This window comes from Ruegeria sp. BB9 (assembly GCF_056539345.1).
This window is the reverse complement of sequence record NZ_JBQFUU010000001.1, coordinates 798,592-811,520: the sequence shown is the minus strand read 5'-3', so window position 1 is coordinate 811,520 and position 12,929 is coordinate 798,592. Positions and strand designations below refer to the sequence as shown.

At 62.9% G+C, this 12,929-nt stretch carries 13 protein-coding genes; 8 read left to right on the top strand and 5 right to left on the bottom strand.

Features of this window, described 5'->3' with window-relative positions:
* Positions 1 to 11: 11 nt before the first annotated feature.
* Complete coding sequence (locus ACR0FC_RS04070) at positions 12 to 755, bottom strand: RNA methyltransferase (protein ID WP_170338408.1); 744 nt, start codon at positions 753 to 755, stop codon at positions 12 to 14.
* Positions 756 to 917: 162 nt separating this feature from the next.
* On the opposite strand from ACR0FC_RS04070, the gene ACR0FC_RS04065 reads away from it, so the two are divergent.
* Positions 918 to 1,547: a thiamine phosphate synthase gene (locus tag ACR0FC_RS04065; RefSeq protein ID WP_170338406.1), complete on the top strand. Its 630-nt coding sequence runs from the start codon at positions 918 to 920 to the stop codon at positions 1,545 to 1,547.
* On the opposite strand, the gene ACR0FC_RS04060 is transcribed toward ACR0FC_RS04065, so the two are convergent.
* On the bottom strand, positions 1,544 to 2,680 hold the full coding sequence (locus ACR0FC_RS04060; RefSeq protein ID WP_170338404.1) for a HupE/UreJ family protein: 1,137 nt from the start codon (positions 2,678 to 2,680) through the stop codon (positions 1,544 to 1,546). The two genes, ACR0FC_RS04065 and ACR0FC_RS04060, sit on opposite strands and share 4 nt — an antisense overlap.
* A gap of 143 nt (positions 2,681 to 2,823) precedes the next feature.
* Between ACR0FC_RS04060 and ACR0FC_RS04055 the strand changes: the two genes are divergently transcribed.
* From ACR0FC_RS04055 to ACR0FC_RS04045, 3 genes are all read left to right on the top strand, one after another.
* Positions 2,824 to 3,717: a PfkB family carbohydrate kinase gene (locus ACR0FC_RS04055; protein WP_093962215.1), complete on the top strand. Its 894-nt coding sequence runs from the start codon at positions 2,824 to 2,826 to the stop codon at positions 3,715 to 3,717.
* Positions 3,714 to 4,628, top strand: a complete 915-nt coding sequence (locus tag ACR0FC_RS04050) for a pseudouridine-5'-phosphate glycosidase (protein ID WP_170338402.1) — start codon at positions 3,714 to 3,716, stop codon at positions 4,626 to 4,628. Before ACR0FC_RS04055 ends, ACR0FC_RS04050 begins: the two co-directional genes overlap by 4 nt.
* A gap of 70 nt (positions 4,629 to 4,698) precedes the next feature.
* The gene (locus ACR0FC_RS04045; RefSeq protein ID WP_093962217.1) at positions 4,699 to 5,376 is read left to right on the top strand and encodes a DUF502 domain-containing protein; all 678 of its coding nucleotides are present in this window, start codon (positions 4,699 to 4,701) and stop codon (positions 5,374 to 5,376) included.
* Here the strand turns inward: ACR0FC_RS04045 and ACR0FC_RS04040 are convergent, their stop codons facing one another.
* Positions 5,377 to 6,405: a patatin-like phospholipase family protein gene (locus tag ACR0FC_RS04040; RefSeq protein WP_170338400.1), complete on the bottom strand. Its 1,029-nt coding sequence runs from the start codon at positions 6,403 to 6,405 to the stop codon at positions 5,377 to 5,379.
* Between the two features lie 28 nt (positions 6,406 to 6,433).
* Positions 6,434 to 7,207 carry a 3-hydroxybutyrate dehydrogenase gene (locus ACR0FC_RS04035; RefSeq protein WP_170338398.1) on the bottom strand — a complete coding sequence of 258 codons (774 nt, stop codon included), beginning with the start codon at positions 7,205 to 7,207 and terminating at the stop codon, positions 6,434 to 6,436.
* A 314-nt stretch (positions 7,208 to 7,521) separates the two neighbouring features.
* Here ACR0FC_RS04035 and ACR0FC_RS04030 point away from each other — a divergent pair, with 314 nt between their 5' ends.
* A complete protein-coding gene (locus tag ACR0FC_RS04030; RefSeq protein ID WP_170338396.1) occupies positions 7,522 to 9,348 on the top strand; it encodes an extracellular solute-binding protein in 1,827 nt (608 codons plus the stop codon).
* Between the two features lie 477 nt (positions 9,349 to 9,825).
* Entirely contained in the window at positions 9,826 to 10,053 is a 228-nt protein-coding gene (locus tag ACR0FC_RS04025) for a hypothetical protein (RefSeq protein ID WP_093962974.1), read from the top strand.
* Here the strand turns inward: ACR0FC_RS04025 and ACR0FC_RS04020 are convergent.
* A complete protein-coding gene (locus tag ACR0FC_RS04020) occupies positions 10,050 to 10,673 on the bottom strand; it encodes a helix-turn-helix domain-containing protein (RefSeq protein WP_093962221.1) in 624 nt (207 codons plus the stop codon). The two genes, ACR0FC_RS04025 and ACR0FC_RS04020, sit on opposite strands and share 4 nt — an antisense overlap.
* Before the next feature lie 65 nt (positions 10,674 to 10,738).
* Between ACR0FC_RS04020 and ACR0FC_RS04015 the strand changes: the two genes are divergently transcribed.
* Together ACR0FC_RS04015 and ACR0FC_RS04010 are read left to right on the top strand one after the other, a co-directional pair.
* Complete coding sequence (locus tag ACR0FC_RS04015) at positions 10,739 to 12,256, top strand: class I adenylate-forming enzyme family protein (protein ID WP_170338394.1); 1,518 nt, start codon at positions 10,739 to 10,741, stop codon at positions 12,254 to 12,256.
* The gene (locus tag ACR0FC_RS04010) at positions 12,253 to 12,912 is read left to right on the top strand and encodes a DsbA family oxidoreductase (RefSeq protein WP_170338392.1); all 660 of its coding nucleotides are present in this window, start codon (positions 12,253 to 12,255) and stop codon (positions 12,910 to 12,912) included. Before ACR0FC_RS04015 ends, ACR0FC_RS04010 begins: the two co-directional genes overlap by 4 nt.
* Positions 12,913 to 12,929 lie beyond the last annotated feature (17 nt).

Here is a 12,929-nt window from a genome sequence, read left to right as displayed (position 1 = left end):
AAGGTCCAGCCTCAGCCCTTGTCCTTCCAGCGGACCATCTGACGCATGATCCCGTGCAGCATCTGCACATCGGCCCGCGTCATCCGCATGCGCGACCAAAGGTTGCGCAGGTTCACCTTCATCCCTTCGGCCTTTTCCGGCGGGTAGAAGAACCCGGCCTCGTCCAGCCGCTGTTCGTAGTGTTCGACCAGTTTCTCGACCTCGATGCCGGTGGCCCAGTCGCCTTTGCCCAGATCGGTGGCCTCGTGCACCAAGTTGCCGGTCTGGCGCATCCACTCATAGGCGGTCAGCAACACGCACTGCCCCAGGTTTAGCGAGGCGTATTCGGGGTTCACCGGCACTGAGATGATCGCATTGGCCTTGGCGATGTCTTCATTCTCCAACCCGGCCCGCTCGGGCCCGAACAGCACGGCCACTTTTTCGCCCGCCGCCACTTTTTGGGCCGCGATCTGCATGGCGCGTTCGGGGCTGTAGACGGGTTTGGTCAGGCCACGCTGACGGGCGGTGGTGGCGAAAACGTATGTGCGGTCGCCCAACGCGCCGGCCAGATCGTCGAACAACTGCGCCTCGTCCAGCAGCCGCCCGGCACCACTCGACATGGCCACGGCCTTGGGGTTGGGCCAGCCGTCGCGCGGGGCGACGATGCGCATACGGTCCAGACCGAAATTCCACATCGCCCGCGCCGCGGCGCCGATGTTTTCGCCCATCTGCGGGCGGACAAGCACGAATGAGGGCTGGGGTCTGTCGATGGGCATTCTGATCTCCGAAAGTTGCGCCTGCCATACTGCCGCCGCTGGCACAGGGCAAGCCCGGCCGCCCTGCCCGATTGCAAATCACGCGGTCTGCGGGCAATAAAGTTTGCTTCGCCGCCGCAATCGGCTAAACCGCGCCAAAGACCAACCGCGAAGGATCCGCCAATGGACACCCCCGAGCAGCCTCAGATCTATCTGATCACCCCGCCGACCATCGACCCGGCCACCTTTCCCGACCGGCTGGCCCGCGTTCTGGACGGGACCGAGATCGCCTGCATCCGGCTGGCGCTGGCCGGCAGCGACGAGGACGCCATCGCCCGCGCGGCCGACGCCTGCCGCGAGGTGGCCCATGCGCGCGACGTGGCGCTGGTGATCTCGAACCATGTCCTGCTGGCGCAACGGCTGGGGCTGGACGGGGTGCATCTGGAGGATGCGGCCCGCTCGGTCCGGGCCGCGCGCAAAGAGCTGGGGGCGGATGCCATCGTCGGCAGTTTCTGCGGAACCTCGCGCCATGACGGGATGACCGCGGGCGAAGCCGGGGCCGACTATGTGGCCTTTGGGCCCGTTGGAGATGTGTCCTTGGGCAAAGGGACCCGCGCCGAGCGTGATCTGTTCCAATGGTGGTCCGAGATGATCGAGGTTCCGGTTGTCGCCGAAGGCGGCCTGACACCCGAACTGGTTGCCGAACTGGCTGAATGCACCGACTTCTTCGGTATCGGAGACGAGATCTGGACCGCAGAGGACCCGCTCAGCGCCCTGCACACGCTGATCGCGCCGATGAAAACCGGCGGTTAGGACACAACCGCCCAGTACAGCCCTAAGCCCGCCAACAACAGCGAGGCGACTGTGGAGATACGGCCGCGCAGCCTGGGCGAATCCGGCAAGAGCACGGTCAGGGTGGCGAGGATCAGGATCGCGACACCGCTCAGCGCCAACAGGATGCCAGCGGCAAAACCCAGCACCGCCGGCGCGACATGGTGCGGCGGCACACCCAGGCGCGACGATGTTTCTGACAGTGTCAGGCCAAGGACCGCACCGGTCGCCAAAAGGAACAGCACGCGCCAGACCCCCAACCGGTCGGTGACGAGGTTCCAAAGCGCCAACAAGGCGATGGCCGCCGGCACAACCGGCCACGGCAGGAACGGCCTCGCATTCAACACGTCGAACATCCCAAGCGGCAGCGTCACCAGAACGCCCAGCCCCAGCGCGGCAAGTTGAACAAGGACCGGGCGCAACTTCAGTGACAAGAAAACCAGAACCGAGGCCAGCGCCAGAAGCTGTGCCCCCGCGCCCGCGACATGCAGCAGCCCGGCCCGGAAAAAAGCCTCGGCCGCTTGCTGGGCACCCAGCCCGGCTCCGCCTGCCAAGGGAATGCGAGGACTGACCTCGCCGCCACTCAGAAACCCGGTATAGGGCGCCTCGACCCCTTGCTGGCGCAAGACCACGGGGCCGATCCCTTCGGGCCATGTCAGGCGCAGGCTGCTTACATCGGGTGGCAGAGGACCGGCCAAAAGCACTCGGGAAATTCGCGGAACGTCCGGGTTGCCGACCACCGGAATACTTGCGCCTTCATAGGACAACGCAACCGGCCCGTTCACGTCGATCTGCAAGGATTGCTTCCAATCCGTTACAAAATCGTGGACGTGTTCCTCAAGCTCGGACGAGACAAGCCGGCGCAGCTGTGCGTAACGCGCGCTCCCGCCGTCGCCGCCCTTCGCGACTTCTTGCGGATCGACCCCGGCCAGAACGGCCTCGGCGTTCAAGGCGATTTCGACCAGAAGCCGACCGTCCCGGACCTGAAAGTCAACGATTGTCCGTCCGCTTTGTTGCGCCCATGCAGGCATTGCCAAAAACATAAATGCCAGCAATGGCGCAATTATCCAGGCGCGAAACCGCAGGAAGGTCAGCAAACGGATATTGAGACCCATCCGAAAATATCCAAAAGAACCAAAAAACACTGTGTCCGAGTGTTTCGTCCTTCCAAACAATTGGCAAGCCAAATCGCCGACGTGGACCCAGCCCGCGCAGCTTCCGGCTTGCGCGCGCCCTGCGCCTGCGGCATGACGAGGAAATGACTCAGAACAGCGACATCCTGTGTATCGGATCCGTCCTGTGGGACGTGATCGGACGATCCGCCAGCCACATGCGGCAAGGGTCGGACGTGCCCGGCCGCATCACGCGCCTGCCCGGTGGCGTTGCGATGAACATCGCCATGACGCTTGTGCGCTTTGGCATGACCCCGACCCTGCTGACCGCCATCGGCAGCGACCCCGAAGGCGACGAGTTGGTCCATGCCTGCAAGCGGTTGGGCATGGACACGACCCATGTCTACCGCTCGCAGGACCTGCCCACCGACCGGTACATGGCGGTCGAAGGCGCAAACGGCCTGATCGCCGCCATCGCCGACGCCCATTCGCTGGAGGCTGCCGGCGCCAAGATCCTGCGCCCGCTGATCCATGGCCCGCTGGGCTATGAAAACACCCCGTTCGAGGGCCAGATCGCGCTGGACGGCAACCTCACGCTGGACCTTCTGGAAGAAATCGCCGTCAGCCCGGCCTTCGCCCGTGCCGACCTGCGCGTGGCCCCGGCCTCGCCCGGCAAGGCCGAACGGCTGTCGCCCTTCCTCAAGCACGGCCGGGCCACGCTGTACGTGAACCTCGAAGAAGCCGGGCTGCTGTGCCAGCGCGAGTTCGCCGATTCCGAAACCGCCGCCCGCGCTCTGCTGGACCGGGGCGCGCTGCGTGCGCTTGTTACCGACGGGGGCAACTCGGCCACCGTGGCCAGTGCCCAGGCGGTGATCACCCAGAAACCCCCGTCGGTTCTGGTCACGCGCGTGACCGGCGCAGGCGACACCTTCATGGCGGCGCATATCGCCGCCGAAGCCAATGGCGCCAGCATCGACGAGGCTCTGACCCGCGCCCTGCATGCCGCCGCAACCTATGTATCCGGAGAGACCCCCCTGTGATCGACATCCAGTATTCCGCCGAAGTGCGCGCGGCCAAGAACGACGGAACCCCCATCGTTGCCCTGGAAAGCACCATCATCACCCACGGCATGCCCTACCCGCAGAACATCGAGGTGGCGGCCCAGGTCGAGCAGGACATCCGCGACGCGGGCGCCGTTCCGGCCACCATTGCGGTGATCGACGGCAGGCTGCATGTGGGGCTGGAGCCCGATCAGCTGAAGGATCTGGGACAGGCGCAGGGCGTGGCCAAGATCTCGCGCGCGGACATGGCCGCCTGTATCGCTTCGGGCGGCACCGGGGCAACGACTGTTGCCGCCACGATGATTGCGGCCCATTTCGCGGGGATCGAGGTCTTTGCCACCGGCGGCATCGGCGGGGTGCATCGCGGCGCGGAAACCAGCTTTGACATCTCGGCCGACCTGCACGAACTGGCGCAGACCCCGGTCACGGTCGTGGCCGCAGGGGCCAAGGCGATCCTCGATCTGGCCAAAACGCTCGAAGTGCTTGAGACGCTGGGCGTGCCGGTCATCGCCCATGGGCAGGATGAATTCCCGGCCTTCTGGTCGGCCAAGTCGCCCTTTGCCGCGCCCTTGCGGATGGACACGGCCGAGCAGATCGCCAAGGCCCATGCGACGCGCCGCGCGCTGGGTCTGCCCGGCGGACAACTGGTAGCCAACCCGATCCCGCTGGCCGACCAGATCCCGTCCGAGGAACTGGACCCCATCATCGCCTCGGCCCAGCAAGACGCCGAAGCGCATCGCATCACCGGCAAAGCCGTCACGCCCTATCTTCTGCAGCGCATCTACGAGCGGACCGAAGGCCGATCGCTGATCGCCAATATCGCCCTGGTGCGCAACAATGCGCGCCTTGCGGCTGGTATCGCCAAGGCTTTGAAGGCTCAGGCTGGCTGAACGTCAAACGGACCTATTGTACCAAGGCGCCGGACTGATTAACTAGTCCGGCAAACCGCTCGGAACCGCGATGAACACACCGTTTGATGAAGAACCACACCGCCGCCCCGGCCTGCTGTCGCGGCTACGCGCGTCGTTTCTGACGGGTATCGTCGTCATCGCACCGGTCTGGCTGACGCTGTGGCTGATCCTGTCGGTGGTCGGTTGGATCGACAGCGCGGTCCTGCCCCTGATCCCACACCAGTTCCGCCCCGAGCAATATGTTGGCATCAACCTGCGCGGCGTGGGCGTGCTGTTCTTCCTGATCTTCACGGTTCTGGTCGGCTGGATCGCCAAAGGTATCCTGGGCCGGTCACTGATCCATTTTGCCGAAAGCCTGGTCAACCGGATGCCCGTCGTCCGGTCGATCTATTCCGGGATCAAGCAGATCTCGGAAACCGTTTTTGCCCAGACCGAGCGGTCGTTCGAGAAAGCCTGCCTGGTGCAGTATCCTCGCCGCGGCATCTGGGCCATCGGCTTCGTCTCGACCGAGGCTAAGGGCGAAATCAACAAACGCGCCGAAACCGGCGGCGGTCTGCTGAGCGTGTTCATCCCAACCACACCGAACCCGACTTCGGGTTTTCTGCTGTTCTTCCCCGAGGAAGACGTAATCCTGTTGGACATGTCGATCGAGGATGCCGCCAAGCTGGTGATTTCGGCCGGGCTGGTCTATCCGAACCAGAAAGACCCCACGCAGCCGCCTGAGTGATCAGCCGAACATCGCGGGCAGATCAACGGAGCTTCGCGCACCCAGATCGGGTTTGTGATCGGCCAGAAACTGGTCGGCCGCGGCCCGTCCCGCCTGTTTCAGGCTGTGCAGAACCACCGGGTTGGGCACTGTCTTGGTCGCCACCGACAGGCTGTTCATCAGCGCGTCATCGGCGATCATGTGCACGAAGACCCGGCTCATTTCACCCGCCTTCAGCTTGCCCTTGGCCAACAGGCGCTGCACGAAGTTGATCGCCCGCAGCTCGCGCAGAAGGGAAGAATTGAAGCTGATCTCGTTGATCCGGTTCTGAATCTGCTGCGGGGTCTTGGGAACCTCGTCGCGCTCCAGCGGGTTGATGTTCACGATCACAACATCTTCGGGCAGGCCCGCGTTGAACAGCGGAAACAGCGCCGGGTTGCCGGTATAGCCGCCATCCCAATAGGCTTCGGTCCGGTCGGTTTCGGGGTCGTGGATTTCAACCGCCTGGAACAGGTTCGGCAGGCAGGCCGAGGCGAGAATCGCGTCAGTCGTCACCTCATCGCCCGTGAAAACACGGATCTTGCCGCTGCGCACACAGGTGGCGCAGACGAACAGGCGTGGCCCCTGATCGGCGCAGACCTCGCCAAAATCAAACGCCTCGACCACCGGGGCCAGCGGATTGCGGTAGAACGGTCCATAGGCATAGGGCGACACCATCCGCGACCAGGTATCAGCCACCGAGAACGGCAAGGAATACTCCATCGCCTGCGCGATCTGAGCGGGCTCCGTCCCGGCCAGCCAGTTGGCGATGCGCATGTCGCCCACCGCGCCCATCCTCTCCCACAGGGCGTTCAGGGTCTCGCGCGCGCCATCGCGACCGGCATGAACCATGCCGGCCTTGAACGCGGCTCCGTTCAGCGCCCCGGCCGAGGTTCCGGTAATCGCCGCAACCTCAATGTCTTCGTCGTCCAGCAGACGGTCCAGCACGCCCCAGGTGAATGCGCCATGCGCGCCGCCGCCCTGCAGGGCAAGATTGATACGCTTTACCATATCGGCCAGCCCCGGCACGCGCCGCGGATCACAACGCGGTCCAGCCGCCGTCGACCGAGATCGTGGTGCCGGTGATCTGGGCCGCGGCGTCCGAGCACAGGAACACGGTGGTTCCACCCAGCTGTTCGACGGTCGCGAACTCTTTCGAGGGTTGCCGTTCGAGCATGACGTTCTTGATCACGTCCTCGCGGCTCATGTTGTATTCCTTCATCGTGTCGGGGATCTGCGCCTCGACCAGCGGCGTCAGCACATAGCCCGGACAGATGGCGTTGCAGGTGATCGGCTCCTGCGCGGTTTCCAGCGCAACGGTCTTGGTCATGCCGACAACCCCGTGCTTGGCCGCCACATAAGCCGCCTTGTAGGGCGATGCAGTCAACCCATGCGCCGAGGCAATGTTGACGATCCGCCCCCACTCGGCCTTGCGCATCATCGGAAGCGCCGCCGCCATCGTGTGAAAGGCCGAGTTCATGTTGATGGCGATGATCGCGTCCCATTTCTCGACCGGGAACTGGTCGATCGGCGCGACGTGCTGAATGCCTGCATTGTTGACCAGGATATCGCAGGCTCCGGCCTGTTCGATCAGCGCCCGGCATTCCTCGCCCTTGGACATGTCGGCCTTGATGTAGCGCGCGTTGGTTCCGGTCTCCTTGCTGATCTCGGCCGCCAGCGCGTGATCTTCATCGCGGTCGGTGAACGAGTTCAGAACCACGTCGGCCCCCGCCTTGGCCAATTCGCGCGCAATGCCCAACCCGATGCCCGAGTTCGATCCGGTGATGATTGCTGTTTTTCCCGACAGGTTCATTTTGGGTCTCCCACAGACTCATGATTTGGAGACACAGTGCCATGCTGCACCTGCAAAATAAACGGGGAAAGACCCGGTTGCGGATACGGTCAATTTATGGGCGGGAAGTTCGGAGCTCGAGGCAGAAAAAAACGCCCGCACGAAGCGGGCGTTAAGTTATTGAGGCAGGTTTCATACAGGCAAGAAACCTATCGAGCAGTGGAACCTTTATAAGCAATTCCGCGCCGTCATCCAAGCTAAAAGTTTGATAATAAGAAAAATCATCGGTACGGTGAATCCCAACAAAATAAGGCCAGAGCAGGATTGTTTCCAAAATGAGCCCCGATATTCTCCGTCCCATCCGCCCGTTGATCGCGGGAATCGCTGCCTCGGTTGTCGCCACGTTAGCGCAAGCAGAATCGACCCATGGCATAGCTATGTATGGAGACCCGGCCCTACCACCGGATTTTGTGTCGCTGCCTTATGCCAACCCCGACGCGCCCAAGGGCGGCAAGGTCGTGTTCGGCAATACCGGCGGCTATAACAGTCTCAACCCGTTTGTGCAAAAAGGCACCGCCCCTTGGCAGCTGAGATTTTGGACCCACGAGGGGTTGATGGGCCGTTCGTGGGACGAACCTTTCACTCTTTACGGGCTTTTGGCCGAATCAATCGACACCGCGCCGGACCGATCCTGGGTCGAATTCACCCTGCGTGAGACTGCCCGATTCTCTGACGGATCGCCGGTCACGGTAGACGATGTGATCTGGTCTTACGAAACCCTCGGAACGCAGGGGCATCTGCGCTATCGCGGTTTGTGGTCCAAGATCGACAGCATTCAGCAGACCGGACCACGCTCGGTCCGGATCATCTTCAACGAGCCAGACCGCGAGCTGGCCCTGATCGCAGGGCTGCGGCCGATCCTCAAGAAGGCCCAATGGGAGGGCAAGGATTTCGCCGAGGCAGCGCTGCAAGATGTCCCGATCGGCACCGGCCCCTATGTCATCGATGACTACGAGGCCGGGCGTTTCGTGAACCTCAAACGCAATCCGGATTATTGGGGCAACGATGTCCCGTTCCGCCGGGGTACCATGAATTTCGACGAGATGCGGTTGGAGTTCTACGGCGACCAGACGGTTCTGTTCGAGGCCTTCAAGGCCGGCGCGCTTTCGGCCGTCCGCGAGTTCAACGCCGACAAATGGGCCACACAATACGATTTCCCGGCCGTTCAGCGCGGCGATGTCATCAAAACCGAGATCCCGCATAAAAAGCCCTCGGGCATGACAGGTCTGGTCATGAACACGCGCAAAGCGCCTTTTGACGATTGGCGCGTGCGCGAGGCGCTGACGCTTGCGTTCAATTTTGAGTTCATCAACGGCACGATCACTGGCGGTGCTCAGCCTCGGATCACCTCGTATTTCTCGGGGTCTGAACTGGCGATGCAACCCGGACCGGCAACCGGCCGGGTGGCTGAGATGTTGCAGCCCTACGCGGCTGATCTGCCTCCGGGAACTCTGGAAGGGTATGTTCTGCCCGAAGGCGACGACTCGGTTCGCAACCGAAAGGACATCCGCAAGGCGGCAGATCTGCTGGAGCAAGCCGGATGGACAATCCAGGACGGCGTGTTGAAGAACGCAGCGGGAGAGCCGCTCAAGATAACCCTGGTCATCAGTCAGGGAAGCTTGAATGTGGTTCAGAACGTGGATGCGATTGCCGAGATGTATGCCCGCGCGCTGGAACGGCTGGGGATCGAGCTGACCGTCGACAAGGTGGATGACGCACAATACACCCAGCGAGTGTCCGAGCTGGATTTCGACATGACCCCGTTCCGCCGCGCACTGTCGTTGTCGCCGGGCAACGAACAACGCCTCTACTGGGGCAGCGAAGGCGCGGATGCTTCAGGGACACGCAACCTGATGGGGGTCACCTCTCCGGCAGTGGATGGGCTGATCGATGCGATGCTGGCCTCGGAAAGCCGTGAGGATTTCGTGGCCGCCACCCGCGCGCTTGACAGGGTTCTGACCGCCGGACGGTATGTCATTCCAATCTGGAGCTTTGATGTTGGCCGCATCGCCCATGTGAAGGAAATGAAGCATCCTCAGATCTTGCCAATCTACGGCGACGGGCCGCAGTTCATGCCCGACGTCTGGTGGTACGAGGAGTAGCAGGCAACCGGCAGGGGCTTGTGCCCCGGCCCATTTCAAGTGATGCACTTAGCTCGGATCGGACGCCGCGCGGGCGTCGGCAATTTTCGGCACATGTGACCAAACACCAAAAGGCGATCAAACAAATCCGCTGGCCGCTATTTCTAGAGCATTTGACTACTTTTTGCGGGTGGAACGCTTGTTACCACGATATCTCGCAATCCAAGTGAGGATCGACGCAACGGACACCTGCACCGAAAACAGATTTCTTAGATAGAACAAAGCCCTGTATTCGGCGCAGTCCAGAGTGCGAGCATTTGAACGATCGCCAAAACCGACAGTGAGTGGGAAAACGGGCCGAGCACGGCGTGAAAAACCGCTTTGATTTTCCAGCGCCCTGACCTGCGACATTTTGTCATGTCTTCGCGCGGGCTGCGCGCTCCGTACGCTGGTCTGGGGAAGAGCAGTCCTGAAACCCGAACCACGGAAGGCTCGCAGATGTTGAACTGGACTGATTTGACACAAGACTGGAGCGCGTCCTACGCACGTGCCAAGCGCCGTTTTCCGAACCTGCGCGATCAGGATATGGCGCGCGTGAGGACGGACAGGAAACGCTTTGAGGCCTATCTGGCCGAGCGGCACCACCTGACGGTGAACGAGGCCCATGAAGAGGTCGAGGATTTCCTTTACACCGAAGGCCTGAACCGCGAGCTAGCCCGGCGTTAGGCCAGCGACGTGACCCACAGGATGGTCGCGTCCTCATCGCTTACCGAGATCACGTTGTGCCCCATGCTGCCGTCGTAGTAGGCGCTGTCGCCCCGACGCATCTCAACCGGTTCATAAAATTCGGTGTACAGGCGGATCACGCCGGTCAGCACATACAGGAATTCTTCGCCATCGTGACGCACCCAGCCGTCGAACTCGTCCATTGACCGGGCGCGCACACGGGCCCGATAGGGCAGCATCTGCTTCTTGGTCAGCGTTTCGGCCAGCAACTCGTGCTCGTAGGTCGTGGTGGCGTGCGCGGTGCCTTCACCCATCTTGGTCACTGCCATGCGACCGATAACCTGATCCCGCTCGGGCGGGGTGAACAGCTGCGGTACAGAGATTTCGAGACCGATCGCCAGCTTCTTGAGCGCATCATAGGTCGGCGACATTTGGCCATTCTCGATCTTGCTAAGCGTGGACCGGGCCAACCCGGCCTGGTTCGCCGCCTGCTCGAGGGTCCATTTCCGTGCCTTGCGCAGTTCACGCACTCGGGCACCCAGATCCACCGGCTCCAGCTCGGTGCGGGAACCGTTGTCGCGGGCGATGCGTACGATGGATTTGTGGTCTTTGCTCGTCATGCGTCATTCTATAGGGCCAGCGCCGAGCGCTTGCAACGCATGACAAACGGCAATAGCCAAGGCGCATGTTGTCGATTTTCGATCAGGGGCCGCCGACGCCCTGCCCCGCGCCGTTCAACCTGGCCGCCCATGTGCTGCGCCGCGCCGATGCCACGCCCGACAAGGTGGCCCTGTCCGTGCTGCGCCCTGACGGTTCGAACGACTGGACCTTTGCGAAGTTGAAATCTGCAGTTCTGGGCACAGGAACCGGGCTGCTGCGTGCAGGCCTCGTGCCCGGAAACATCGTGCTGATGCGTCTGGGCAATACGGTCGATTTTCCCATCGCCTATCTTGGGGCAATCGCGGTCGGGCTGGTCCCGGTGCCCACCTCCTCGCAACTGACCGAGCCGGAAACGGAGCGGATGATCCGGGAACTGTCTCCAGCCGCCATTCTGCGCGATCCGTCCGTGGCCTGTGCCGCGCACCCCAACCAGATCTGCCTGGCCGACCTTGCCGCCATGCGCAACCTGCCGCCCGCGGCGTTCGACATGGGCGATCCGGAACACATGGCCTATGTCGTCTATACCTCGGGCACCTCGGGCAAACCACGCGCCGTGGCCCATGCGCATCGCGCGATCTGGGCGCGGCAGATGATGGTCGATGGCTGGTACGGTCTGCGCGAGGCCGACCGCCTGTGCCACGCGGGCGCGTTCAACTGGACCTACACGCTGGGCACCGGCTTGATGGACCCGTGGACCATCGGTGCCACCGCGCTGATCCCCGAACCCGGAACCGACCCGGCAGCCCTGCCTGAGTTGCTGCGCCGCCACCGCGCCTCGATCTTTGCGGCCGCCCCCGGTGTCTACCGCAAGATGCTGAATGCGGCGGACACGCTGTCCTTGCCCGATCTGCGCCACGGCCTGAGCGCCGGTGAGAAACTGTCGCGCGCCTTGCACGAACGCTGGGTTCAGGCCACCGGGACCGAGCTGTACGAGGCCTATGGAATGTCGGAATGTTCGACCTTCATCTCATCCAGCCCATCCCACCCCGCGCGCGGAGACTCTCTGGGCCAGCCGCAACCGGGGCGCCGCGTGGCGATCCTGGGGCCTGACGGGCCGGTTCCGCAGGGGCAGGAAGGCACCATCGCCATTCACCGCTCGGACCCGGGGCTGATGCTGACCTATCTCAACGCCCCGGACGAGGCCCGCGCGCGCATGCAGGGCGATTGGTTCCTGACCGGCGATCAGGGGGCGATGGCCGTGGATGGGCAGATCACCTATCTGGGGCGCGACGACGACATGATGAACGCCGGTGGCTATCGGGTATCCCCGGTCGAGGTCGAATCCGTCCTGTCGCGCTTTCCCGGAATCGTTCAGGTCGGCGCGGCGGCGGTCGAGGTCAAACCGGACACCTTCGTGATCGCCGCCTTTTATTCCGGGCCGGAAAAACTGGACGAAACCGCCCTGCGCGCTTATGTCGAGGCCAACCTGGCGCGCTACAAGCAACCCCGCGCCTTCATCCATCTTCCCGAACTGCCCACCGGGGGCAACGGAAAACTCCTGCGCCGCGCATTGCCGGCCTATTTCAAGGCACCCGAAGAATGACCCAGACCGTCAAGCTTGATATCCTGTCCGACCCGATCTGCCCGTGGTGCTATATCGGCAAGACCAACCTGGACAAGGCGCTGGCCTCGGTCCCGGATCATCCGTTCGTGATCGAATGGCATCCGTTCCAGCTGAACCCCGACATGCCCGAAGGCGGCATGGACCGGCGCGAATACCTGGAACGCAAATTCGGTGGCAAGGAGGGTGCGGTTCGCGCCTATGCGCCGGTGGTGGAGCATGCCGAAAAGGCCGGCCTGAACATCGATTTCGAGGCCATGAAACGCACCCCGAACACGCTGGACGCCCATCGCCTGATCCATTGGGCCGGGATCGAGGGCAAGCAGAACCAGGTGGTGGATGCGCTGTTCACTGCGTATTTCGTGCAGGGCCGCGACATCGGCGACCACGAGGTTTTGGCCGACATCGCCGACAGCGTGGGCATGGACGCCGCAGTTGTTCTGAAGCTGCTGAAATCCGACGCCGACCGGGACGACATTCGTCAGCGGGATACGCACTCGCGTGAAATGGGCGTAAACTCGGTCCCCACCTTCATCGTCGCCAACCAGCACGCGGTCCCTGGGGCGCAACCACCGGAATTGTGGGCGCAAGTGATCGGCGAAATAATGTCTCAGCTTGAGCCTTCCTCTGCAGAATAGCACAGAGTTCTGTGCGC

Bases quoted from the DNA above. Each gene is read 5' to 3' on its own strand.
- ACR0FC_RS04070 (WP_170338408.1), bottom strand. From the start codon at position 755: ATGCCCATCGACAGACCCCAGCCCTCATTCGTGCTTGTCCGCCCGCAG.
- ACR0FC_RS04065 (WP_170338406.1), top strand. From the start codon at position 918: ATGGACACCCCCGAGCAGCCTCAGATCTATCTGATCACCCCGCCGACC.
- ACR0FC_RS04060 (WP_170338404.1), bottom strand. From the start codon at position 2,680: ATGGGTCTCAATATCCGTTTGCTGACCTTCCTGCGGTTTCGCGCCTGG.
- ACR0FC_RS04055 (WP_093962215.1), top strand. From the start codon at position 2,824: ATGACTCAGAACAGCGACATCCTGTGTATCGGATCCGTCCTGTGGGAC.
- ACR0FC_RS04045 (WP_093962217.1), top strand. From the start codon at position 4,699: ATGAACACACCGTTTGATGAAGAACCACACCGCCGCCCCGGCCTGCTG.
- ACR0FC_RS04040 (WP_170338400.1), bottom strand. From the start codon at position 6,405: ATGGTAAAGCGTATCAATCTTGCCCTGCAGGGCGGCGGCGCGCATGGC.
- ACR0FC_RS04035 (WP_170338398.1), bottom strand. From the start codon at position 7,207: ATGAACCTGTCGGGAAAAACAGCAATCATCACCGGATCGAACTCGGGC.
- ACR0FC_RS04030 (WP_170338396.1), top strand. From the start codon at position 7,522: ATGAGCCCCGATATTCTCCGTCCCATCCGCCCGTTGATCGCGGGAATC.
- ACR0FC_RS04025 (WP_093962974.1), top strand. From the start codon at position 9,826: ATGTTGAACTGGACTGATTTGACACAAGACTGGAGCGCGTCCTACGCA.
- ACR0FC_RS04020 (WP_093962221.1), bottom strand. From the start codon at position 10,673: ATGACGAGCAAAGACCACAAATCCATCGTACGCATCGCCCGCGACAAC.
- ACR0FC_RS04015 (WP_170338394.1), top strand. From the start codon at position 10,739: ATGTTGTCGATTTTCGATCAGGGGCCGCCGACGCCCTGCCCCGCGCCG.
- ACR0FC_RS04010 (WP_170338392.1), top strand. From the start codon at position 12,253: ATGACCCAGACCGTCAAGCTTGATATCCTGTCCGACCCGATCTGCCCG.